The organism is Curtobacterium sp. MCLR17_034, assembly GCF_003234485.1.
In the GTDB taxonomy this organism is placed as follows: Bacteria; Actinomycetota; Actinomycetes; order Actinomycetales; family Microbacteriaceae; genus Curtobacterium; species Curtobacterium flaccumfaciens.
The window spans coordinates 69,793-92,972 of the sequence record NZ_QKTH01000002.1; the positions used below are offsets into that span (position 1 = coordinate 69,793).

18 protein-coding genes are annotated in these 23,180 nt (G+C 71.6%); 14 read left to right on the forward strand and 4 right to left on the reverse strand.

What is annotated here, in order from left to right; translation table 11 throughout:
• The first annotated feature begins 142 nt into the window (after nucleotides 1-142).
• From DEI98_RS02875 to DEI98_RS02905, 7 genes are all read left to right on the forward strand, one after another.
• Nucleotides 143-1,243: a LacI family DNA-binding transcriptional regulator gene (locus tag DEI98_RS02875; RefSeq protein WP_071246163.1), complete on the forward strand. Its 1,101-nt coding sequence runs from the start codon at nucleotides 143-145 to the stop codon at nucleotides 1,241-1,243.
• Nucleotides 1,244-1,611: 368 nt separating this feature from the next.
• Entirely contained in the window at nucleotides 1,612-3,261 is a 1,650-nt protein-coding gene (locus DEI98_RS02880; RefSeq protein ID WP_111099839.1) for an ABC transporter substrate-binding protein, read from the forward strand.
• Nucleotides 3,258-4,238: an ABC transporter permease gene (locus DEI98_RS02885; RefSeq protein ID WP_111099840.1), complete on the forward strand. Its 981-nt coding sequence runs from the start codon at nucleotides 3,258-3,260 to the stop codon at nucleotides 4,236-4,238. Before DEI98_RS02880 ends, DEI98_RS02885 begins: the two co-directional genes overlap by 4 nt.
• A complete protein-coding gene (locus DEI98_RS02890) occupies nucleotides 4,235-5,185 on the forward strand; it encodes an ABC transporter permease (RefSeq protein WP_111099841.1) in 951 nt (316 codons plus the stop codon). The genes DEI98_RS02885 and DEI98_RS02890 overlap by 4 nt, the downstream gene beginning before the upstream one ends.
• Nucleotides 5,182-6,969, forward strand: coding sequence for an ABC transporter ATP-binding protein (locus DEI98_RS02895; RefSeq protein WP_111099842.1), 1,788 nt, complete (start codon nucleotides 5,182-5,184; stop codon nucleotides 6,967-6,969). The genes DEI98_RS02890 and DEI98_RS02895 overlap by 4 nt, the downstream gene beginning before the upstream one ends.
• Nucleotides 6,966-7,838: an alpha/beta fold hydrolase gene (locus DEI98_RS02900; protein WP_051596585.1), complete on the forward strand. Its 873-nt coding sequence runs from the start codon at nucleotides 6,966-6,968 to the stop codon at nucleotides 7,836-7,838. Before DEI98_RS02895 ends, DEI98_RS02900 begins: the two co-directional genes overlap by 4 nt.
• 8 nt (nucleotides 7,839-7,846) lie before the next feature.
• A complete protein-coding gene (locus DEI98_RS02905) occupies nucleotides 7,847-9,043 on the forward strand; it encodes a glycoside hydrolase family 1 protein (RefSeq protein ID WP_111100055.1) in 1,197 nt (398 codons plus the stop codon).
• 108 nt (nucleotides 9,044-9,151) lie between these two features.
• Here the strand turns inward: DEI98_RS02905 and DEI98_RS02910 are convergent, their stop codons facing one another.
• Nucleotides 9,152-10,339, reverse strand: a complete 1,188-nt coding sequence (locus tag DEI98_RS02910; protein ID WP_146237728.1) for an ankyrin repeat domain-containing protein — start codon at nucleotides 10,337-10,339, stop codon at nucleotides 9,152-9,154.
• Between the two features lie 144 nt (nucleotides 10,340-10,483).
• Between DEI98_RS02910 and DEI98_RS02915 the strand changes: the two genes are divergently transcribed.
• The 7 genes from DEI98_RS02915 (at nucleotide 10,484) to DEI98_RS02945 (ending at nucleotide 18,441) form a co-directional block, all read left to right on the forward strand.
• On the forward strand, nucleotides 10,484-11,104 hold the full coding sequence (locus DEI98_RS02915; protein WP_111099843.1) for an acyltransferase: 621 nt from the start codon (nucleotides 10,484-10,486) through the stop codon (nucleotides 11,102-11,104).
• Nucleotides 11,101-12,198: a DegT/DnrJ/EryC1/StrS aminotransferase family protein gene (locus DEI98_RS02920; RefSeq protein WP_110865487.1), complete on the forward strand. Its 1,098-nt coding sequence runs from the start codon at nucleotides 11,101-11,103 to the stop codon at nucleotides 12,196-12,198. Before DEI98_RS02915 ends, DEI98_RS02920 begins: the two co-directional genes overlap by 4 nt.
• A complete protein-coding gene (locus DEI98_RS02925; protein ID WP_110865486.1) occupies nucleotides 12,195-13,211 on the forward strand; it encodes a Gfo/Idh/MocA family protein in 1,017 nt (338 codons plus the stop codon). The genes DEI98_RS02920 and DEI98_RS02925 overlap by 4 nt, the downstream gene beginning before the upstream one ends.
• Nucleotides 13,208-14,515 (forward strand): nucleotide sugar dehydrogenase, encoded by a 1,308-nt coding sequence (locus DEI98_RS02930; protein ID WP_111099844.1) that lies wholly within the window; start codon nucleotides 13,208-13,210, stop codon nucleotides 14,513-14,515. The genes DEI98_RS02925 and DEI98_RS02930 overlap by 4 nt, the downstream gene beginning before the upstream one ends.
• 4 nt (nucleotides 14,516-14,519) lie before the next feature.
• A complete protein-coding gene (locus tag DEI98_RS02935; RefSeq protein ID WP_181422765.1) occupies nucleotides 14,520-15,785 on the forward strand; it encodes a lipopolysaccharide biosynthesis protein in 1,266 nt (421 codons plus the stop codon).
• Between the two features lie 71 nt (nucleotides 15,786-15,856).
• The gene (locus DEI98_RS02940) at nucleotides 15,857-17,035 is read left to right on the forward strand and encodes a glycosyltransferase (protein WP_111099845.1); all 1,179 of its coding nucleotides are present in this window, start codon (nucleotides 15,857-15,859) and stop codon (nucleotides 17,033-17,035) included.
• On the forward strand, nucleotides 17,032-18,441 hold the full coding sequence (locus DEI98_RS02945) for a right-handed parallel beta-helix repeat-containing protein (protein WP_110865482.1): 1,410 nt from the start codon (nucleotides 17,032-17,034) through the stop codon (nucleotides 18,439-18,441). Before DEI98_RS02940 ends, DEI98_RS02945 begins: the two co-directional genes overlap by 4 nt.
• 1,594 nt (nucleotides 18,442-20,035) lie before the next feature.
• On the opposite strand, the gene DEI98_RS02950 is transcribed toward DEI98_RS02945, so the two are convergent.
• The 3 genes from DEI98_RS02950 to DEI98_RS02960 are packed head-to-tail and all read right to left on the reverse strand — an operon-like array spanning nucleotide 20,036 to nucleotide 23,169.
• Entirely contained in the window at nucleotides 20,036-21,178 is a 1,143-nt protein-coding gene (locus tag DEI98_RS02950; protein WP_110865481.1) for a glycosyltransferase, read from the reverse strand.
• A 51-nt stretch (nucleotides 21,179-21,229) separates the two neighbouring features.
• Nucleotides 21,230-22,531: a glycosyltransferase family 4 protein gene (locus DEI98_RS02955; protein ID WP_181437905.1), complete on the reverse strand. Its 1,302-nt coding sequence runs from the start codon at nucleotides 22,529-22,531 to the stop codon at nucleotides 21,230-21,232.
• Nucleotides 22,528-23,169: a sugar transferase gene (locus tag DEI98_RS02960; protein WP_111099847.1), complete on the reverse strand. Its 642-nt coding sequence runs from the start codon at nucleotides 23,167-23,169 to the stop codon at nucleotides 22,528-22,530. The genes DEI98_RS02955 and DEI98_RS02960 overlap by 4 nt, the downstream gene beginning before the upstream one ends.
• Nucleotides 23,170-23,180: the final 11 nt, after the last annotated feature.

The following is a 23,180-nucleotide window of genomic DNA, read 5'->3' on the forward strand; positions in this document are numbered from 1 at the left end:
CGGATCAGTGTCGCGCGAGCGGTGGCGTCCCGCAAGCGTTTCCGGCACCGTGTGGAGAACTCCCGGGACACGGCATGCCTAGGATGGTCCGGCCGCACAGCGCGAGGCGCGGCACCAGCGGACGTCGAAGGGGAGGCACGGGTTGGCCGACCAGCGCACCGCACCTCCCACGGTCTACGACGTCGCGTCTGCAGCCGGCGTCTCCATCGCCACCGTCTCGCGCGTGCTCCGCACGCCCGACGCCGTCCGCGAGGGCACCCGGGACCGCGTGCAGGCGGCGATCCGGAGCCTCGGGTACGTCCCGTCCGGCAACGCCCGGGCCCTCGCCGGCAAGCGCACCGGCGTCGTCGGACTGCTGCTGCCCGGGTTCGACGTGGTGCCCGACGAGCGGCCGGACCTGGTCACCGACGGCGGCGTCCGCGTGGTCGACGACCGGCGCCACGTGACGCAGCCGTTCTCGTCCAACCTGTACTTCGACGAGGTCCTGCGCGGTGCCGAGACCGAGGCCTGGCAGCGGGGGCTCGCGCTCATGGTCGCCGCCGGGCGGGGCTCGTCGCGCGACGTGATCGTGAACGACGTCGCCGGCCGGGTCGACGGGCTCGCCGTGCTGGCACAGACCGTGCCCGACGACCTGCTCGAGCACGTCGCCCGCCGCATCCCCGTCGTGGTGCTCGCCGACGACCGGCGCTCGCACGGGTTCGACTCGGTGAGCGTGGACAACGCCGCGGGCATGCGGACCCTGGCGTCGCACGTGATCGGGCGCCTGGGGATCCGGTCCCTCGCGTACGTGGCGGGGCCGATCGACTCGCCCGACGACATGGAGCGCTCGGCGGGGTTCCGCGCGGCGCTGGCCGACCACGGGGTGCCGGCCTCGACGGTGCGCACCGTGCACGGCGACTTCGGGCGGGCCCGGGCGCGGGAGCTCGCGGTCTCGCTGCTGGCCGACGACGTCCCGCGCGCCGTGGTCTGCTCGAACGACCAGTCCGCGCTCGGGGTGCTCGACGCCGCCGCTGCCCGGGGGCTCCGCGTGCCCGAGGACCTCGTCGTGACCGGGTTCGACGGCATCGACGCCGGTCGGTTCTCGTCGCCGCGCCTGACGACGGTGCACCAGCCGATGGGGGCGCTCGGCCGTGCTGCCGTCCTGGCGATCGTGGACCGGCTGGAGCGCCGCGAGGGGCCGCCGCGCGCCGTGCGCCTCCCCGTCGAGGTGCTGCTGCGCGAGAGCTGCCCGCCCGCGCTGTAGGCGTGCGTGCCGTCGCGAGGCCGCACCGTGCAGCCTTCCGCATCCCGTGCGACCTTCCGCGCCCCGTGCGAGTCCGTAGCAGTGCACAGAGCGGGCAACCTCGCACCAGTCGGCGCACCTCGCACCGTGCGCCGCCCTCCCTCAGGACCGCATCCTCGCACCAGTCGGCGCACCTCGCACCGTGCCGCCCCGCGAAACAACACCCGCAGTTGCACGTCGCGATGTAAGCGCATACATTGAGTACGTACCGAATCGACATGGAGGTCGACCGAGCAATGACGCTTCCCCCACAGCGCACGCGCGGCACGCGTGACCCAGGCCCCCGCCGTCGAGGCCGCCTCGTCGCGGCCATCGCAGGCCTCGCCGCAGTGGCCCTCGTGGCCACCGGCTGCAGCATCCAGGTCCGATCCGAACCCGATCCCACCATCGGCAAGGACACGATGCTCATCAACGCGGACCGCGGCAACCCGCTGTTCGACCGCAACTTCAACCCGTACATCGCGAACGCCCGCACGGCCTCCAAGTGGATGTACGAGCCCCTCATCGAGGTGAACCCCCTCGACGGCAAGCGCAACCCGTGGCTCGCCAGCGCGTGGAGCCAGCCCGACGCGAAGACGATCGACATGACGATCCGCTCGGGTGTCGAGTGGTCCGACGGGTCGCCGTTCAGCGCGAAGGACGTCGTCTTCACCTTCGACCTGCTCAAGAAGTTCCCCGCCATGGACGTCAAGGGCGCCTGGCAGCACATCAAGAGCATCGAGCAGGACGGCGACCACGTCGTCTTCCACCTCAAGAGCGAGGACGTCCCGAGCCTGACGATCATCGGGCAGACGTACATCCTCGGCGAGGACCACTGGGGCGGCGTGCAGGACCCGACGACCTGGCGCGACCCGAACCCGGTCGGCACCGGGCCGTTCGTCCTCGGCAACTACACCGACCAGCAGTACTCGATGAACAAGAACCCGAAGTACTGGCAGGCCGACAAGATCGCCATCAAGCACCTCATCCTGCCGGCGACGAACACGCAGCTCGACACCGTCACCCGCGGCTACGACTGGGCGTACTCGTTCATCTCCGACGTCAAGGGCACCTGGGGCGCCGCGTCGAAGACGAACGAGTGGTGGTTCCCGGCCGGCGGTGTGATCGGCCTCATCCCGAACCTCACGAAGGCGCCGTACAACGACGTCAACGTCCGCCGGGGCATCTCGCTCGCGCTGGACCGCGACGCCATCGCCGAGACCGCCTCCGAGGGCAACCTGTCGGCGGCGGGCCAGACCGGCCTGATCCTGCCGAACCAGGAGCGCTACCTCAACCCGGACATCCCCGACAAGGGCATGATCACGCAGGACACGAAGGCGGCGCTCGCCAGCCTCGAGAAGTCCGGCTACACCGTGCAGGGCGGCAAGGTCGTCAAGGACGGCAAGCAGCTCGCCATCACGATCATGACCGCGAACGGCTACTCCGACTGGCTCCGCGCCGCGCAGGAGGTCCGCCGCGAGCTGACGGCCATCGGCATCAAGGTGACGATCCAGGCGCCGCAGCCCGCCGGGTACCAGCAGAACATCAACAACGGCACGTTCGACATGGCGATGGGCGGCATGGGCAACGGTGACGTCTACCAGGCGTTCAACTCCCTGCTCAGCAGCGAGTTCTACCAGCCCGTCGGCAAGTCGACGGTCAACAACTACGAGCGGTACAAGGACGCCGACACCCAGAAGCTCCTCGACGAGTACAAGGCGACGACGGACACCGCGAAGCAGCAGGAGATCCTCGACCAGCTGCAGCAGACCGTCTACGACGAGCTCCCCGTCATCGGCATGTACTACGGCGGGCTCTGGGGCCTGTTCAACACCGGCAAGTTCGTCGGCTGGCCGAGCGCGAAGGACCCCTACATGGCACCGCAGAACTACGACTCGGCACCGCTGCTCATCTTCACCAAGCTCCGGCTCCGCGACAGCGCCGCCGGCAAGCAGATCCTGCAGGAGCAGAACGCCGCGCAGCAGGAGGACCAGAAGTGAAGTACATCCTCCAGAAACTCGTCCTCTTCGTCCTGACCCTCTGGGCCGCGGTCACGCTGAACTTCGTGCTCCCGCGCCTGATGCCCGGCAGCCCGGCCGACGCCGCACTCGCGAAGCTCAGCCAGAACGGTCCGGTCACCGACGCCACCAAGAAGGCCATCGAGGCCCAGCTCGGGGTGCCGACCGGCAACCTCTGGGACCAGTACGTCAGCTACCTGCACCAGGTCATCACCCTCGACTTCGGCACGAGCTACACGTTCTACCCGCAGCCCGTCGGCGACCTCGTGTCGAAGGCCCTGCCCTACACGCTGATCCTCGTCGGGGTCGTCACGATCCTGGCGTTCGTCTTCGGCACCCTGATCGGTGTCGCGGCGGCATGGAAGCGCGGCACCTGGCTCGACTCGCTGCCCACCCTGTCGGGCAGCTTCATGTCGACGTTCCCGTACTTCTGGACCGCCCTGCTGCTGCTGTTCTTCCTCGGCTACGTGCTGCACTGGTTCCCGACCACGGGCGCCTACTCGGCGACGACGACGCCCGGGCTCAACGGAGCCTTCTTCGGCGACGCCCTGCAGCACGCGGTGCTGCCGGCGGTCACGATCCTGGTGACGAGCCTCGGCGGCTGGATCATCGGCATGCGCAACGCGATGATCAACACCCTCGGTGACGACTACGTGACCTTCGCCGAGGCCAACGGCCTCCGCGGACGCACCGTCGCCATCCGCTACGCGGCCCGCAACGCGATCCTGCCGAACCTGACCGGCTTCGGTCTGGCGCTCGGTGGCGTGGTCGGCGGTTCCGTCCTGGTCGAGCAGGTCTTCGGCTACCCGGGCATCGGCTACCTGCTGTTCAACGCCGTCATCGGGCAGGACTACCCGCTCATGCAGGCCCTCTTCCTGATGATCACCGTGTCGGTGCTCATCGCCAACTTCATCGTGGACGTCATGTACGGCGTTCTGGACCCGAGGACGCGTCGATGACCAACACCACCACCCCGGACGCCACAGTCGCAGTCCGCACGCAAGAAGAAGCAGCCCAGGCGCCGAGCAAGCTCCGCGCCGCCGCCCGCCAGTTCGGCGTCGTCTGGTCGAACAAGAAGGCCCGGATCGGCATCATCATCCTCGGTGTCTTCGTGTTCGTCGCGGTCTTCGCCCCGCTCCTGGCCCCGTACGGCGCCAGCCAGAACGGCTTCGCCCGGTCCGCCGACGCGACGCCCGACCACTGGATGGGCACCACCGCCGCCGGCGAGGACGTCCTGTCCCAGATCATCTACGGCGCCCGCATCTCGGTCATGGTCGGCGCGGTCGCGGGCATCCTGTCCACGCTCGTCGCCGTCGCGATCGGCCTCAGCTGGGGCTACGTCCGCGGCTGGATCGCCGAGGTCATCGGGTTCATCGTGAACCTGTTCCTCGTCATCCCGGGTCTGCCCCTGATGATCGTCATCGCCGCCTACCTGCAGAACGGCGGCATCGCGGTGATCATCGCGGTCATCGTCGTGACCGGTTGGGCATGGGGCGCTCGCGTGCTCCGTTCGCAGACGCAGTCGCTGCGCGGCCGGGACTTCGTCACCGCCGCCCAGTTCTCGGGTGAGGGCGCGACCCGCATCGTGTTCCGCGAGATCCTGCCGAACATGACGTCCCTGATCGTCGGCAGTTTCTTCGGGGCCGCCACCAGCGCCATCCTCGCCGAGGCGGGCCTCGAGTTCCTCGGACTCGGCGACTCGTCGATCGTCAGCTGGGGCACGATCCTGTACTGGGCGCAGAACTCGAACGCGCTCCTCACCGGGCAGTGGATCCTGCTCTTCGCGCCGGGTCTCTGCATCGCGCTGCTCGCGATGAGTCTCACCCTGATCAACTTCGGCGTCGACGCCGTGTCCAACCCGCGGCTGCGCGACGGCGCACGGCCCCGTAAGGAGAAGCGCGCATGAGCGGCTTGCCAGAAACGCACCCGGCAGACGGCCTGGAGGCGCCCACCGGCGCCGCCACGGGCCTCCAGTCCGACAGCGGTGACGTCCAGGACGTCCTGCTCGACGTCCGGGACCTGTCGGTCGTCTACGAATCGGCCGGCCAGAGCGCCGTCCAGGCCGTCGACCACGTGTCGTTCCAACTGAAGAAGGGCGAGTTCGTCGGCCTGGTCGGCGAGTCCGGTTCCGGCAAGTCGACGCTCGGTTACGCGCTGACCCGGCTGCAGAAGCCGCCGGCGCGCACGAACGGCGGCAGCATCGTCTTCGCGGGCAAGGACATCCGCGACCTCGACGACGAAGCCCTGCGCCAGCAGCGGCAGGGCGGCTTCGCGATGGTGCTGCAGTCCGGCATGAACGCGCTCAACCCGGTGCGCACCATCCGGAACCACTTCATCGACGTCTTCAAGGCGCACGGCCACGTGTCGCGCGACCGCTGGGACGCCCGGATGAAGGAGCTCATCGAGAAGGTGAAGCTGCCGACGTCGATGCTCGCCCGGTTCCCCGGGGAGCTCTCCGGCGGCATGCGGCAGCGCGTCTCCATCGCCCTGGCACTCTCGCTCGAGCCGCAGCTCATGGTGTTCGACGAGCCGACGACGGCGCTCGACGTCCTCGTGCAGCACGCCGTGATGGACACGATCATCGAGCTCCAGCGCACCGAGGGCTTCACGGCGATCCTGATCAGCCACGACCTCGGCATCGTCCTCGAGGCCACCGAGCGCGTCCTCGTGATGCACGAGGGCCGGATCGTCGAGGACGGCGGCTCCCGCGAGATCCTCCGCGACCCGCAGGACGAGTACACGCAGATGCTCCTGTCGCACTACGCCGACCCCCGCGCCGAGGTGGTGTCGCTGCCGGGCTTCCCGGACCGCTCGCTCCGCGCCGAGGCCGGCGAGAAGCGGCAGGAGACGACCTCGTCGTTCAGCACCGTCGGGTCCCGCGAGCGCAGTGCCGCCCGCAACCCGATCGTCGTCGACCACATCGTGAAGACCTACCCGGCACCCCGCCGCGGTGAGCAGCCGGTGCAGGCCGTGCGCGACGTGTCGTTCACCCTCGAGCCCGGACAGTCGCTCGCCCTGGTCGGCCAGTCCGGTTCGGGCAAGTCGACCATCGCGAAGCTGCTCACCGGCGTCGAGAAGCCGACCACCGGCAACGTCCGGTTCGGGGACCTCGACGTCGCCCGCCTCGGCAAGCGCGGTCTGCGCGACCTCCGCTCGGAGGTGCAGATGGTGTTCCAGGACCCGTACTCGGCGCTCAACCCGCTGCACACGGTCGAGTACACGCTGTCCCGGCCGATCGCGAACTACACCGGGCTCACCGGCCGCGATGCCCGGCGCCGGGTGCTCGAGCTGCTCGAGACGGTGGGGCTCACCCCCGTCGAGCAGTTCGCGCAGAAGCTCCCGCACCAGCTCTCCGGCGGGCAGCGGCAGCGCGTGGTGATCGCCCGGGCGCTCGCGAGCGACCCGCAGGTGATCATCGCCGACGAGCCGGTGTCCATGCTCGACGTGACGCTGCGTGCCGGTGTGCTCGCGCTGCTCGAGGACCTCCGCGAGCAGTGGGGCGTCTCGCTCCTCTACATCACGCACGACCTGCTGAGTGCGCGGCTCATCACGGACGACATCATGGTGCTCCACGAGGGCGCCGTGGTCGAGCGGGGTCACACGGCCCAGGTGCTGCAGGACCCGCAGGACCCGTACACGATCGCCCTCCTCGACGCCGTTCCCAACCCGCGGAGGACCCTGCGCGCATGACGAACCTGCACGACTTCCCGACGGTCCCGCCGTTCGGACACCTGCCCACCCCGGACGGCGTCGACGTCGTCGGGATCGACGTCCCGGTCGGGCGGCTCACGGCCTACCGGATCGTGCCCGAGGGGGTGTCGAAGGGCACCGTGCTCATCGTCCCCGGGTACACCGGCTCGAAGGAGGACTGGCGGACCTTCCTGCCCGTCCTCCGCGACGCCGGGTGGACCGCGGTCGCGATCAGCCGGCGCGGTCAGGCCGACTCGGCCGCGCCGACCGAACCCCGTGACTACTCCCTCGACGAAGAAGCCGCCGACGTCGTCCGGGTCGCGCGCCTGCTCGACGACGGTGCCCCCGTGCACCTGGTCGGGCACTCGCTCGGCGGTGTGATCGTCCGGGCCGCCGCGCTCCAGGACCCGACGGCCTTCCGCGACGTCGTGCAGTTCTGCTCCGGTCCGCACGGGTGGCCGTACCGCAAGGTCGCCGAGCTGACGATCCTGCACGACACCGGCGGGAACCTCCGGCAGCTGTTCGACTCGACGAACCCGCTCTGGGCGTACCGGCCCGACGACGAGCTGCCCGACGACGTCCGGATGGTGCGCGACCGCTTCGACGCGACGAGCCCGCTCAGCGTCGTCGCCGGAGGTCACATCCTCGAGGACCACACCGACGCCTCCGACGCCCTGCGCGCCACCGGCCTGCCGGTCCTCGTCGCCCACGGCGAGTGGGACAACGCCTGGCCGATCCCGTGGCAGCGGGCGATGGCCGAGCAGACCGGCGCCGAGTACGTCGTCATCCCCGCGAGCTACCACGGCCCCCAGGTCGAGAACCCGCTCGGGACGGTCGCCGTCTTCGACGCATTCTTGTCACAGCACTGAAAGGCACCATCATCTCCACGCTGCAGTTCCCCGACGGCTTCCTCTGGGGTGCCGCCACCGCCGCCCACCAGATCGAGGGCAACAACGTCAACAGCAACTGGTGGGTGCACGAGCACGAGCCGGACACCACCATCGTCGAGCCCTCGGGTGACGCGGCGGACAGCTACCACCGGTACCGCGAGGACATCCGCATCGCGGCCGAGCTCGGGCTGAACTCCTACCGGTTCAGCATCGAGTGGGCCCGCATCGAGCCCGAGCGCGGGTTCGTCAGCCGTGCCGAGGTCGACCACTACCGCCGCATGGTCGATGCCTGCCACGAGTTCGGCATCGAGCCGATCGTCACCCTCATGCACTTCACCGTGCCGCGCTGGTTCGAACGCGACGGCTTCTGGCGGGCACCCGACGCCGCCGACCTCTTCGCCCGCTACACCGAGGCCGCGCTCCCCGTGGTGCAGGACGGCGTCCGCTACGTCTGCACGATCAACGAGCCGAACATCGCGGCGATGCTCGCCGGCGGCGAGGACGCGGCCAACCTGGTGGCGTTCGGCCTGCCGAACCCGGACCTGGGGGTCGCCGACGCCCTGCTGGCCAGCCACAAGCGGTCGCGCGAGGTCCTGTCACAGGTGTCGGGCCTCCAGTCGGGGTGGACCATCGCGACGCAGGCCTTCAAGTCGTCCGGCGAGCCCGGGGCGGACGCCATGCTCCGCGAGTACGGGTACCCGCGCGACGACTGGTACCTCGAGCAGGCCGCCGGCGACGACTTCCTGGGGGTGCAGGCCTACACCCGCACGTTCATCGGTCCGGACGGGCCCCTGCCCGTCGCCGACGACGTCGAGACGACCCTGACCGGCTGGGAGTTCTACCCCGAGGCCTCGGCCGACGGGCTCCGCAGCGCGTGGGAGCTCTCCGGTGGCGTCCCGCTGATGATCACCGAGAACGGCATCGCCACCGCTGACGACTCCCGCCGGCAGGCGTACACCCAGGGCGCCCTCGAGGGCATCCACCGCTGCATCGAGGACGGTATCGAGGTCCTGGGCTACCAGCACTGGTCGCTCCTGGACAACTACGAGTGGGCCTCCGGCTTCCGCCCGACGTTCGGGTTGGTCGCGTGGGACCGCGAGACCTTCGAGCGCACGCCGAAGGACTCCGCGCGCTGGTACGGGCGGGTCGCGCAGGCGAACGCCATCGAGCAGGTCACCGTCTAGGACGGTCGACCCCGCAGGCGCGCGGCGGACGGGAGGCCCTGCTCCCGTCCGCCGCGCTTCCGTGCGCCCCGCACCTGACCGGGGCACGGGCCGTGGTGCGGGCCGCGATCAGGCCGCGGCGAGCAGGTCGGCGACGGCCGTCTCGCGGAGCAGCTCCGCGCGGTCCACGGCGCTCGAGCCCTCGTCGTCGACGGCGTCCCGGTCGACGTCGAGCGACAGCACGACCCGGACCGTGTCGAGGTCGCCGGAGTCGACGGCCGCGATCAGCAGCGTCGCCCCCCGTGACCCGCGCGCCCTGGTGTCCGCACCCGCGGTGGCGAGCGCACGCACGATCGCGGCGTGCCCACCCCACGCAGCGCGGACGATCGGTGTGTTGCCGTCGCCGTCACGAGCCTCCAGGTCGGCACCCGCTCCGACCAGCACGTCGACCGCCCGTCGCGCGTCGCGGTCGATCGCCAGCGTCAGCGGTGTCCGCCCCTCGGTGTCCTCCAGCTGCAGGGTCGCGCCGCGGCGCAGGAGTTCCTCGAGCATCTCGGGGTGGTCGAACCACGCGGCGGCGTGCAGTGGGGCGAAGCCCCAGCGGGGATCGACGTCGTCGACGTCGCTCGCGTCGTCGGCCAGGTGCAGTCCGCCGAGGTCACCGTAGGCCGCTGCCCGCACCACCTCGGTCGTCCACTCGACCCAGCCGTCCGGCACCGGGCCGTGCCAGCCGCGTGCCGGGCGTGCCTCGAGGTCGGCGTACACGCTCTCGGCGACGCTCCGGATCGCCACCCGGACGCCCCGGAACCGGATCGCGACCTCGCCGACGGGGGAGACCAGTAGGCGGAGTTCCCAGGCGTCGTGCTCGTTCAGGTACTCGAGCTCGCCCCGGGCGACGTGGGCGTCACCGGCGAGCAGTGCTGCGGCGTCGACACCCGGCGGGTCGATGACGGCGTCCCGGAGCCGGAGCGACACCCTGGCGTGGTTCCAGCGGCGCCACAGGCCGCTCGGGGTGTCGAGGACCTCGTCGTTGCGGACCACGATGTCGGCGCGCACGACGACCGGGTCGGGCACACCGTGTCCCGGCAGGTCGACGGGGGTCGTCACGTCGTCCTCGTCGGCGTCCGGGTCGACGACGGCGTCGGCGGACTCCACGACCCAGCGTTCGATCCGTGAGTCGGTCCACTTGACGGTCAGGAGCGCGGCGACCGTGGGCGGGGCGTCCTCGAGCAACCGGGTCACGTGTTCGCGCTGGCCGTCGAAGTCCTCGAGGGAGACGTAGCCAACGGAGGGCCAGTTCACTCGACTCCATCGCACGGGACGACACTACCGGCGTCCGGCGGCGGGGCTGCGGTGCGAACTCATCGCACTTGCAATTATCACACTTGATATGTCGTACCGGTATATCGTATGGTGGTTCGGCAGCGGAGGTCCCGCCGCGCCTGATCCGGAAGCGCACCCATGACCCCCAGTCCCACCCTCCCGACCGCGTTCATCGCCCCGGCAGCCGTCGTGTCGCCCTCGGCGGCCATCGCTCCCGGGGTCCGCATCTGGGACGACTCCCACGTCGAGGCGCACGCGTCCGTCGGCAGCGAGACCCTCGTCGGTCGTGGCGTCACGATCGGCGCCGGCGTTGGCATCGGAGCGCGCTGCAAGGTCCAGAACGGTGCCCTCGTCTACGGACCGGCGGTCGTCGGCGACGGTGTCTTCATCGGCCCCGGTGCCGTCCTCACCAACGACAACACGCCGCGGGCGATCAACCCGGACGGTTCCGTGCAGGACGCCGACGACTGGCGGCCCACGGCCGTCGTCGTCGAGCACGGCGCGTCGATCGGCGCCGGGGCGCTCTGCGTCGCCCCCATCCGCATCGGCCGGTGGGCGATGGTCGCGGCCGGCGCCGTCGTCGTCCACGACGTCCCGGACCACGCGCTCGTCGCCGGGGTCCCCGCCCGCCGCATCGGCTGGGTGAGCCGGACCGGCCGACGGCTGGCGCAGGTCGACGACCGAACGCTGGTCTGCACCGAGACCGGCGACCGCTTCCTCCACTCCGAGACCACCGACACGATCGAGGCGATCCGTTGACCACCACACTCGAACTCATCCCCGCGGCGAAGCCCCTCATCGGCCTCGAAGAACGCCGCGCCGTCGATGCCGTCCTCGAGGGGGGTGGTCTCGCGCAGGGCCCCGAGGTCGCCGCCTTCGAGCGCGAGTTCGGCGACGTCCTCGTCGCCGGAGCCTCGGTCACCGCGGTCAACAGCGGCACCGCTGCCCTGCACCTGGCGCTCGTCGCGCTCGGCATCGGTCCGGGTGACGAGGTCATCGTCCCCTCGTTCACCTTCGCGGCCACGGCGAACGCGGTCCGACTCGTCGGCGCCGAGCCGGTGTTCGTCGACATCGATCCCCTGACCTACTGCGTGGACCCGGCGGCTGTCCGGGCCGCCGTCACCCCGGCGACCCGTGCGGTCATGCCGGTGCACCTCTACGGGCACCCGGCCGACATGACCGCGATCACCCGGATCGCCGAGGAGCACGACCTGCTCGTGGTCGAGGACGCTGCGCAGGCGCACGGAGCCCGGTGGGCCGGCACGCGCGTCGGCAGTTCGTCCGACGCCGCGGCGTTCAGCCTCTACCCCACCAAGAACATGACCGCGGGCGAAGGGGGCATGGTCTCGACCCGCGACGCCGCGGTGGACCGGATGCTCCGGCTGCTGCGGAACCAGGGCATGGAGCAGCGCTACGCGAACGAGGTCATCGGCTTCAACGCGCGGATGACCGACATCCACGCTGCGATCGGGCGTGTGCAGCTCCGCAAGGTGCTCGGGTGGACCGCACAGCGGCAGGCGAACGCGGCCTACTTCAGCCGTGAACTCGACGGGGTGGTGACACCGACGACCGACCCCCGAGCCGAGCACGTCTTCCACCAGTACGTCGTGCGGGTGCCGTCCGACCGCGACGGCTTCGCGGCCGCACTGCGCTCCGAGTTCGGCATCGGGACCGGGGTCTACTACCCGACGCCCGTCCACCGCCTCCCGTCGTTCGCACACGACCTCGACCTGCCCGAGACCGAGCGTGCCGCGTCCGAGGTCCTCGCGCTCCCCGTCTACCCGACCCTGACGCTCTCCCAGCTCGACCGCGTCGTCGAGGCCGTCAACACCCTCGCCGGGGCCGGACGATGAGCGGCGTGCTGCGGGCCGGGGTCATCGGCCTCGGGATGATGGGGCGGCACCACGCCCGGGTCCTCCGGTCGCTCGAGGGGGTCGAGCTCGTCGGCGTCGCCGATGCCCTCGGTGACCCGCACGACGTCGCCCAGGGCGTGCCGGTCGTCCGGTCCGTCGGTGAGCTCGTCGCACTCGGGCTCGACACTGCGGTCGTCGCGGTCCCCACGGCGCACCACGAAGCCGTCGGTCTGGAACTCGCCGCGGCGGGGGTGCACGCCCTGATCGAGAAGCCCGTCGCGGTCGACGGTCCGGCTGCCGCGCGCCTCGTGGCCGCCTTCGACCGCGCCGGACTCGTCGGCGCGGTAGGCCACATCGAGCGCTACAACCCGGCGTTGCAGGCGCTGCGACAGCGGCTCGACGCCGGTGAGCTGGGCGACGTCTACCAGATCGTCACGCGTCGCCAGGGGCCCTTCCCCGCACGGATCGCGGACGTCGGCGTCGTGAAGGACCTCGCCACGCACGACATCGACTCGACGTCGTGGATCGCCCGGTCACCGTTCGTCCACGTCGGAGCGCTCGCGGGCACCAAGAGCGGGCGTCCCCATGAGGACCTCGTCACCGTCACCGGACGCCTGGCCGACGGCACCCTGACCTCGCACCTCGTGAACTGGCTCACCCCGTACAAGGAACGTCTGTTGATCGTCACCGGTGACCGCGGCACGTTCGTCGCCGACACCCTCACCGCCGACCTGACCTTCCACGAGAACGGCACCGTCCAGACCGAGTGGGACCAGGTCGCCGCGTTCCGGGGTGTGTCCGAGGGGGCCAGCACCCGGTTCGCCATCACCAAGCGCGAGCCGCTCCTGGTCGAGCACGAGGCGTTCCGCGACGCCGTGCTCGGGCGGCCGTCGGACATCGTCACCCTCCGCGACGGCCTCCGGACGGTGCTCGTCGCCGAGGCCGTCCTCGAGTCCTCGCGGATCCAGCAGACCGTGCAGCTCGGCACGGACGCCGAAGGAGCAGCAGCATGAACGTCGTCGTCGTCGGTCTCGGCAAGATCGGGCTCCCGCTCGCCGTCCAGTACGCACGATCCGGTGCACACGTCACCGGCCTCGACGTCGCGAGCGGGGTGGTCGACGCCGTGAACGCTGCGACCGAGCCGTTCCCCGGCGAGCACGGGCTCGCCGACGGCCTGCGTGAGGTCGTCCCCGCGGGGCTGCTCCGCGCGACCACGGACGCCGCGGCAGCGATCCCCGACGCCGACGTCGTCGTGGTCGTCGTGCCGCTCTTCGTCGATGCCGACGGCATCCCCGACTTCGGCTGGATGGACGCCGCCACCGACACGATCGGCGACCACCTGCGACCCGGCACCCTGGTCGCGTACGAGACGACGCTGCCGGTCGGGACGACCCGTGGCCGCTGGGCGCCCCGGCTCGAGGCCCGCTCCGGACTCGTCGAGGGGCAGGACTTCCACGTCGTCTTCTCGCCGGAGCGGGTCCTGACCGGCCGGGTGTTCGCCGACCTCCGGCGCTACCCGAAGCTCGTCGGTGGTCTCTCCGACCAGGGCTCGGCGCGCGGCCGGGCCTTCTACGAAGCGGTGCTGCAGTTCGACGAGCGCGACGACCTCGGTCGGCCGAACGGCGTCTGGGACCTCCGCACCGCCGAGGCCGCCGAGCTCGCGAAGCTCGCCGAGACCACCTACCGCGACGTCAACATCGCGCTGGCGAACGAGTTCGCCCGGTTCGCCGAACGGCAGTCCATCGACATCGCCGCGGTCATCGACGCCTGCAACTCCCAGCCGTACAGCCACATCCACCGGCCCGGGATCGCGGTCGGCGGTCACTGCATCCCGGTGTACCCGCGGCTGTACCTCTGGAACGACCCGGAGGCCACGGTCGTCCGTGCCGCACGTGCCAGGAACGCCGCGATGCCGGCCCACGCGGTCGACCTCCTCGAGCGCCTGCACGGGGACCTGCGGGGCCAGCGGGTCGTGGTCCTCGGTGCCGCCTACCGTGGCGGCGTGAAGGAGACCGCGTTCTCCGGGGTCTTCGGCACCGTCGACGCGCTCCGGGTCCACGGCGCAGTGGTGACCGTGTCCGACCCCCTGTACTCGGACGTCGAACTCCGCAGTCTCGGCTTCGAGCCCCACGTCGACGGCGAACCGGTGGACGCGGCGGTCGTGCAGGCCGACCACGCCGAGTACGCGACGTGGGACGAGTCCCGGCTCCCCGGCGTCCGCACGGTCGTCGACGGCCGACGGGTCCTCGACGTCGAACGGTGGGCGTCCACCACGGTGACCGCGATCGGTGCTCCGCCCGTGGTCCCCGTGGCCTGACACCGTGCGGTCCTCGCCCCGACGGCGCCTCCCGGCGATCGCGACGATCCTCGTCGGCACGGTCCTCGGACAGGGCCTGGTCGTGGCGATCTCACCGCTGCTGACCCGGCTCTACACCCCGGCGGACTTCGGCACGCTCGCGGTCGTCACGGCGGTCGCGAGCATCCTCGGAGCCGGTGCGACGCTCGGCACCGACCGTGCGCTGGTCGTCGCACACGACCGGGCGACGACCAGCGCGCTGGTCGCACTCGGTCTGCTCTCGACGCTGGTCGTCGGCGTCGGCACCACCGGGGTCGCCTGGGTCCTCCGCGGCCACGCGGCACGGTGGTTCACCGCACCGGCCCTCGAAGACCTGTGGTGGGCCGTCCCCGTGACGGTCGTCGCGGTGGGGGTGCAACGGATCGCCTCCGCCGTGCTCGCGCGGCGGCAGCAGCACCGGTCCATCGCCGTGCGCAACGCCTGCCAGGGCATCGGCCAGTCCGTCTGGAACCTGGCGATGGCCGCGGTCGGTCCGGTCGGGCTGGTGGGCGGCTTGGCGGTCGGCCGGATCGCAGCCGTGCTCGGGATGGTCCGGTTCCGGCGGGGTGACGGCGAGCGGATCACCCCTCGGTCGCTCTCGGCCGCCGCCCGTCACCACCGGCGGTTCCTCGTCGTCACGCCGTGGTCCTCGATGCTGAACGTCGTCGGGCAGCAGGCTCCCGGTCTGCTCATCGCGGCGCTGCACGGCAGCGTCGCCGCGGGCTTCGTCGCCCTCACGATGCGGGTGCTCGGTGCGCCCGTCGGCATGGTCGCCGACGCGACCGCGCAGTACGCCGCCGGGGCGTTCGGACTCCGCATCCGATCCGGCGATCCCGTGCGCCGGCTCGTCCTGCGGCTCGTCGTGCGTCTCGCCACCGCGGGTGCGGTCGCGGTGCTCGTCGTCGTGCTGCTCGGACCCGCGGTGTTCTCGACCGTGTTCGGTGTGGAGTGGGCGGTCTCCGGCACCTACTCCCAGGTCCTCGTCCCGGCGTTCGCAGTCCAGGTCGCCGCATCGCCGGTCACGCAGGTGCTGTCGATGCTGCAGCGGCAGGGGGCACAGCTGACGTGGGACGCATCGCGTCTCGTGGTGTGCGCCGCCGCGGTGCTCGTGCCGTCCGTGCTCGGGGCCCCGATGCCGGTCGTGCTCGTCGCGCTCGCCTCGGCGATGACGGTCTCCTACGCGGCGGTCCTGCTGCTCGTGGTGCGGGCGACCCGCCACCACGACGACGATCTGCTCGGCGCGATGCCGTGAGCGGCCCGCCTGCTGGAATGCAACATGTAGATAACTCGCTCGGGGGCCGCGCCGCCCCATAGTTTCGCTGCATGGCCCCTCGACCCCGCCCGTTCGACATCGTCCACGTCTCGAGCGCCCACCCGTGGACCGACAACCGAGTGCACCTCCGTGCTGCGGCGAGCGCGGCGCGTGCCGGGTACCGCACGGCGTTGGTCGCCGTCGCTGCCGCAGGCGTCGGCGCTGATCCGGACTGGCACCTGCCCGATCCCGAGACGGGGGTGTACGTCCGACGCATCCCGGCTCGGCGTCGCGGGCGACGGGTCCTGGTGTCCTCGGTCCAGGTCGTCGGGGCGGCACTCTCGTCACGGGCGCCGATCGTGCACCTGCACGACCCCGAACTGTTGTGGGCGCTCCCGCTCCTGCGTGTGCTGCACCGGACGGTGGTGTACGACGCCCACGAAGACCTGCCGGAGCAGGTGCGGGGCAAGGAGTACCTCGGCCCCGTGGCCCGCCGCGGCAGCACGGTGGCGGCGCACGCGGCAGTGGCCCTCGCACGCCGGTCACGCACCGTGGTGGCCGCGACGCCGACCATCGCGCGCCGCTTCCGCGCCGACCGGACCGTCCTGGTCCGGAACGTCCCACGGCTCCGAGCCGAGGAGACCGACGCCCCGCCGGCCGCTGCTCGTGGTCGGGTGGCCGTCTACCTCGGGTCGATGAGCCGCGACCGGGGGATCGACGTCCTGACCGGGGTCGCGGCGTCGCCCGAGCTCCCGGACGGCTGGCGCGTGGTCACCGCCGGTCCGATCGACTCCGCGGTCGACCGCGGTGCGTTCGATGCGCTGGTCGACACCGGGCGCATCGACCACCGCGGCGTCCTGGCACCCCACGCAGCCCGCGACCTGTTGGTGACGGCCCGCGTCGGGCTCCTCCCACTCCTGCCGACGCCGGCCTACGCGGCGTCGATCCCCACCAAGCTGTTCGAGTACCTGGCGGCCGGACTGGCGGTCGTCGCGACCGACGTCCCGCTCTGGCGCGAGCTGCTCGACGGCGCCGACTGCGCGACGTGGGTGCCACCGGGTGACCCGGAGGCCGTCGTGGCCGCACTCCGCCGGTACGACGGCGATCCTGAGCTGCTGCGACAGCACGCCGAAGCCGGCCGCGCCCTGGTGCTCGAACGCTTCCGGTGGGACCACGAAGAGCACGTCCTGCTCGACCTGTACCGCTCGCTGTCCGGCGTCTCGCCGATGCCGGAAGCAGTCGGGCGGTGACGCCGCTCCGGACACCCCGGTCGGTCGTCAGCCGACGGGGTGCGCTGTTCGGCGCGGCCGGAGCGATCCCCGCCGCGCTGCTCGCCACCGGGACCCGCCCGGCTGCCGCGTCCGGGCGCTCGAATCCCGCTCCAGCAGACACGGCCCGGACGGTGACCGACGCCGGGGTCGCCCGGTTGCAGGACGCCGTCGCGGCCACCGACGCGGGTGCCGTGCTCGTCGTGACCCGGCACTGGGCGCTGTCCGAGCCGCTGCGGATCGACCGCGCGATGACGATCCGGTTCGTCGGCGGATCGCTCTCCACCACGCGCGACATCGACCTGGTCGTCGTCGCCGCGTCGGACGTCACCATCATCGACGCGGTCCTCCGTGGCTCCGGGTCGGACCACTCCGGACTCGGTCGGGGTGTCCACGTCGTCGGCACCGTCACCCGGCCGTTCCGCGACGTCCGGATCCACGGCGCCGACATCCGCGACTTCTCCCACGACGGTGTCCTGCTCGACCACTGCATGGCGTTCACCGTCGCGGACTGCGTCATCGCCGACGTCGGCTACGCCGGGGTGCTCATGTTCTCGTGCATCGACGGCACGGTGCGCGGCAACCGCATCGCGCGGGTGACCCAGCCCGCGCCGTACCTGAACTCCTACGGCATCGAGGCCGTCCGCGCGACCACCACCGGACTCCTCGGCGCACCACGTTCGGCCCGGATCGTCATCGCGGACAACCACGTCTCCGACGTCCCTGCGTGGGAAGGCATCGACACCCACGGCGGGCAGTCCATCGCGATCCTCCGCAACCTCGTCGAGAACTGCCGGGTGGGGATCGCCGTCGTCCCCTCGAAGGACGAGGCGAACGCCGGCGCCACGAAGTACGCGCCCCTCGACTGCTCGGTCATCGACAACGTCGTCCGCCGCACGACGTCCGGCCCCGGGTCCGGCATCGTCATCCGCGGCGCGGGCGAGACCGTCGGGGACCCCGCCGAACGGGCGAACGGCATCGTCCTCCGCAACACGGTGACGGGGTACGGGGACGGTGACCGCGACGGGGCCGTGCTCGTCTACCTGACGCGGCACCTGATCGTCGCGCACAACCACTGCCCGGGCGGAGTCCGTCGCGGGCTCTCCCTGTACCACTCGAACGACGGCATCACGCTCGTCGGCAACCGGATCGCGGGGCTGCGGCGACAGGGCACGGCGACGTCCGTCGCGATCGACGTCCGCGCCACCGAGAACCGCGGGCACCTGGTGGGCAACCGGTACGAGGGCAGCGTCGAGAGCGGTGCCGTCTACGGGGTGCTGTGCCGCCAGACGGCCAACGACCTGGTGCTCGTGGACAACGACTGGGCTGCGACGACGACAGCGGTCGTGGCCGGTGCCGGCGCGGTGCTCCGGGTCCGCGAGGGCTGAGCTGCCCGACGCCCCGGCACCTTCCGCCGGTCGGTCCGGCCAGCGATCCGCGCACGTGCTGCAGCATCGCGGCGCCCAGCACCCTGCACCGGCACCGCGCGGAGCAGCATCGGGGCCGGTGCCGACACCTGTGTCAGCGCGGGCGCGGGTGCTCCGCCCACGATCGCCGAACGGCGGCCGCTCCGGGACCGTGCTCGCAGCCGATCGTCGCCCGGAGCGGTGGGCCGCCGTCTGGGCGAGGCCCGCTCCCAGCCGCTGCGCGGGGCGATCAGCAGGATCAGCGTCCCCATCAGCAGCCCGTGCGAGAGCATCGCCGTGAAGATGGACGTGTTGGACAGCATGATGCTCGGCATCACCACTGCCATCGCCGCGACCCGCATCGGGAGCCCCCGGCTCGCGCCGTCGAGGAACCGCAGCCAGACGAACAGCGCAGCCGCCGCGACGAAGATCCCGATCCACCCCAGGTTCGCGAACCCGTCGGCGAACAGGTTGGCGTTCGCGTAGCCCACCGACCCGGGCACCAGGTAGTCGGAGATCCGTTTCGGCGGCGGCAGATCGTACGGGTACTCGATCCAGGGGCTGAGGAACGAGTACCCGTAGCGTGCGACGGGGTTGTCGGAGAAGTAGTCGACGTAGACCGATGACAGCAGCCCCGGCGTCAGCATGAAGCGACGGGTGAACACCGACGTCCAGGTGATGCCGCCCTGCACCTCGTCGGCGACCGCGGAGACGATCATGATCGCGAGGGGCGCGCCGAGGAAGGCGAGCGACCGCGCCGGCTTCGCGCCCCGGAACAGCACCGCCATCCCGAGGACGGCGATGAACGAGAACAGGACTGCCTTGAACCCGGTGCTCGAGTACAGCAGGAACTGCCCGGCCAGGGCGAGGACCACCAGGGACGGGCGGCGACGGAAGATGCCGCGCGCGAGGACCAGCGGGTTGATCACGTACGCCTGACCGGTCAGCAGGTACCCGAGGGCACCACCGGTCCCGACGTCGGCCGAGTAGTCGGCACGCACCTCGTAGATGTCGTCGAGCGCCAGGAACCGGATGTGGATGCCGACCGTGGCCGCCATCAGGCCGTAGGTGACGAGGGAGTAGAGGCCGCACACCAGCCAGGTGAGCGTGCCACGGTCGATCCGCCGCGCGCCGATGACCAGCACGTCGTCCGCCGGCTCGACCCGGGCTGCCGGAGCAGTCGCGCCGCTCGGCGTGGCCAGGCTGACCAGTGCGAACGCCGTCCCCACCGCGGCACTGAGCGCGATCGCCGTGGCGGTGGACACGTACCCGGTCGAGATGCTCATGATCATCGTCGGGCTGACGCACACCACGAAGATCGTCCAGAGCACGACGTGCGACGGCCGGACGAGCACCCGGGGGAGCGTCAGCGCCACCCCGGTCGTCAGCACGATGACGACGAGCAGTGCCTGCCAGGGCGCGGGGACGTAGCCGTACCCCAGGTACGAGAAGATCGGCGCGACGAGGTTCGCCGAGATCCAGTTCATCGTGAGGCCGAGGAGCCCGACCGCGACGAACACGCCCGTCACCCGTCCGACCGGACGTGCGAGCTCGGCCCGGTCGATCGTCGCCCGCGTCACCGGGTGGCCGTCGGCGTCGATCGTGCTGCGCGGACGCCGGGCAGGAGTTCGTCGTACATCTCGACCAACCGCTCGGCCTCCGGGGCCCAGGTGAACCGCGCGGCCGCCCGCCGGGCCTCGGCACCGTGCCGCTCGAGGAGCGCGGGGTCGTCCGCGTACCGGCGGATCGCCTCGGCGATGGCCGTGGGGTCGTCAGCGGGGACGAAGGTCACGCACTCGACCCCGCGCAACAGGTGCCGCCACAGGGGGATGTCGGTGGCGATGACGGCGAGTCCGGCCGCGAGGTACTCGAACAGCTTCGTCGGGAAGATCTGGTCGGTGACGGGCGTCCGACGGAAGGGGACCACGCCGATCCGGGCGCGGAGGAGCAGGTCGCGCGCTTCCATCGGACCGACGACGCCGCCGTGCACAGCCCGGCCGGTGGCCTCGGCGGCACGCAACCGCTCCGTCGACGTCGCCCGGTCGATCGAGCCGACCATCTCGACCCGCCATCCCGCCGGGAACGACGGTTCCTCGACGACGGACGCGAGCACGTCGATGCCACGGTCGTGACTCAGGACGCCGACGTGCGCGACCAGGGCGGGCCGCGCCTCCAGGCCGACCTGGGCGTCGTCTTCCGGACGCGCGAAGGGGAAGTTGTGGATCGCGATCCGGCGCGGTGCCGGGAACCGGCGTCCGGTCCACTCGGTCGCGGTGACCACCCGGTTCGCCGTGCCGGCCACGCGGAGCAGCCCGTGCGAGAGCCACGCGAACACGGCACGCTGCCGGTGGGTCAGGTAGTCCTTGCCCCAGACCTGGTCGGGCAGGTCCTCGTGCGCGTCGTAGACGACGGTGCGACCGGCCAGCCGGAGCACCGGGATGGTCCAGATGAGTTCGGGATCGTGCAGGTGCACCACCCGGGCACGCGACCGCAGCGCGAGGGCGAGTGCCTGCGTCGTCGACACGACCATGCGCCGGACACGCGCTCGCCGTGGGATCCGCACCACCTCGACGGCCGTGGGTGGGGCGCCGAGGTCGGACTCGACCGCGATGAGGCGGACGCGGTAGCCGGCGTCGGCCGCTGCCGCGGCTTCCCGCAGATGGACGCGGTTGTCGACCCAGGGGTGGGCGCTGGAGACGTGGACGATGTCGGGGAGCATGCTCGGGTTTCCTCGGACGGGACGGACAGGACGGGACGGGACAGGGAGGGGTCAGGCGGCGACGGTGTCGTCGAGGACGCCGGCCAGGACGCCGGCCAGGACTCGGTAGTCGTGCTCGCGCACGACATGGTCGCGGCCGCGGGCACCCATGGCCTCGCGTTCGGCGGCGGACATCGCCGCGAGCGTGAGGATGCCCTCGGCGATCGCCTCGGGGTCGTCCGGCCGGACGTGCAGGCCGCTGGCGGAAGCGACCACGGGTTCGAGGGGGACGGGTGCTCCGACGAGCAACGGGCGGCCGAGCAGCATGTACTCGTACTGCTTGTTCATCGAGACGCCGTGTTGGTACAGCGGCAGGTCGTGCATGTTGACGACCAGGCAGTCCGCTCGGCGCCCGATGCGGCGGGCGTCGTCCTGCGGCACCCGTCCGTCCCAGATCACGTCCACGCCGGCCTGGAGGCGCGACGCGCGTTCCCGGAGCGCGCTGACGTCCGATCCGTCCCCGACCATGCGGAGCACCAGACGCCGGCCGCCGCTCGCGGCTGCCCGGCGGGCGGCGAGGTCGAAGCCGTCGAGGACGGCTTCGAGCGCGTTCGCCGGCCCCATCGAGCCGATGTAGGTGACCGTGAAGCGGTCGTCAGCGGGCGCGAGTGCGGTGTCGGGCTCGTCCGCAGGCTCTTCGGGTGCGTCGGGTGTGTCGGGTTCGCCGGGTTCGTCGGCTCGCTCGTCGAGCGCGACACCGTTCGGGACCCAGGTGAAGGGCGTGGGCTGACCGCGGTCGGCGTAGTACCGGCCGACGCCCTCGAGCGGGGAGACGATGTGCGCTGCCCGGCGGACGACGGTCCGTTCCAGCCGCCGGAGCAGCCGGACCAGCGGGTGCCGTTCGGTCATGCCCGCCAGCCCGAGGGCTGATTCCGGCCAGAGGTCGCGCGGCTCGAAGACGAACGGCACGTCCATCCGTCGTGCGAGCACCGAGGCGCCCCACGCCGCCAGGGGATGGAAGGACCCACCGATCACGACGTCCGGTCGGGGGAGCCCTCGGAGCGAACCCGGCCGGAGCAGCAGCGCGGTGAACAGGCCGATGTCGGCGATGCGACGGATCGCCCGGCGAGCGCCGGCACCACGGTGGTCGACTCCCCGGAGCCAGCAGAACTCGTACCCGTCGCCGGTCCAGCGCTCGCGCAGCGTCGTCCCGTGCAGGTGGGAGCGGCCGGAGGGGTGGTCCGTGCCGGCGGCGATGACCACCGTGCGCCACCCGTGCTCGGTCAGACCCGCGGCGAGGTGCTGGTGGCGGGTCGCGCGGCCGTCCCGCTCGCGGTGGTGCGCGTAGTGGTTGACGATCCAGACGGTCCTCACCGTGATCCACCCGTCATCGCCGCGGTCCCCTCGAAGTCGTCGGAACTGACGTGGCCCGGCGCGGCGATGCCCTCGCGTCGGAGCACGACGACGACCGTGCGGAGCAGGATGCGGAGGTCGAGGCCGAGCGACACGGTGTCGACGTACTCGACGTCCGACCGGAGGCGCTCGGGCCACGGGAGCGCGTTGCGGCCACGGACCTGGGAGAGACCGGTCAGACCGGGCAGGACGTCGTGTCGGCGGGACTCCTCGGCGGTGTAGAGGTCGAGGTACCGGCAGAGGGTCGGGCGGGGACCGACGAAGCTCATGTCACCCCGCAGGATGTTCCACAGGCTGGGGAGCTCGTCGAGGCTCGTCGACCGGAGGAACGAGCCGAACGACGTGAGGCGATCACGGTCGCTGACGAGGCCGGCGGCGGGGTCGGGTTCGAGCATCGTCCGGAACTTCAGGATGGTGAACGTCACGCCGTTGAGTCCGGGACGCAGCTGCCGGAAGAGCACTGGTCGACCGAGCCGGATCGCCACGAGCCCCGCCACGACGGCGAGGACCGGTGACAGTGCGACGAGCGCGACGGCGGCACCGACGATGTCGAGGAGGCGCTTCGTGCGGAGGGTGCGTGTGCGGCGGGGGGACTGCATCGATCGTGTCC

Bases quoted from the DNA above. Each gene is read 5' to 3' on its own strand.
- DEI98_RS02890 (WP_111099841.1), top strand. From the start codon at position 4,235: ATGACCAACACCACCACCCCGGACGCCACAGTCGCAGTCCGCACGCAA.
- DEI98_RS02895 (WP_111099842.1), top strand. From the start codon at position 5,182: ATGAGCGGCTTGCCAGAAACGCACCCGGCAGACGGCCTGGAGGCGCCC.
- DEI98_RS02900 (WP_051596585.1), top strand. From the start codon at position 6,966: ATGACGAACCTGCACGACTTCCCGACGGTCCCGCCGTTCGGACACCTG.
- DEI98_RS02915 (WP_111099843.1), top strand. From the start codon at position 10,484: ATGACCCCCAGTCCCACCCTCCCGACCGCGTTCATCGCCCCGGCAGCC.
- DEI98_RS02925 (WP_110865486.1), top strand. From the start codon at position 12,195: ATGAGCGGCGTGCTGCGGGCCGGGGTCATCGGCCTCGGGATGATGGGG.
- DEI98_RS02930 (WP_111099844.1), top strand. From the start codon at position 13,208: ATGAACGTCGTCGTCGTCGGTCTCGGCAAGATCGGGCTCCCGCTCGCC.
- DEI98_RS02940 (WP_111099845.1), top strand. From the start codon at position 15,857: ATGGCCCCTCGACCCCGCCCGTTCGACATCGTCCACGTCTCGAGCGCC.
- DEI98_RS02950 (WP_110865481.1), bottom strand. From the start codon at position 21,178: ATGCTCCCCGACATCGTCCACGTCTCCAGCGCCCACCCCTGGGTCGAC.
- DEI98_RS02960 (WP_111099847.1), bottom strand. From the start codon at position 23,169: ATGCAGTCCCCCCGCCGCACACGCACCCTCCGCACGAAGCGCCTCCTC.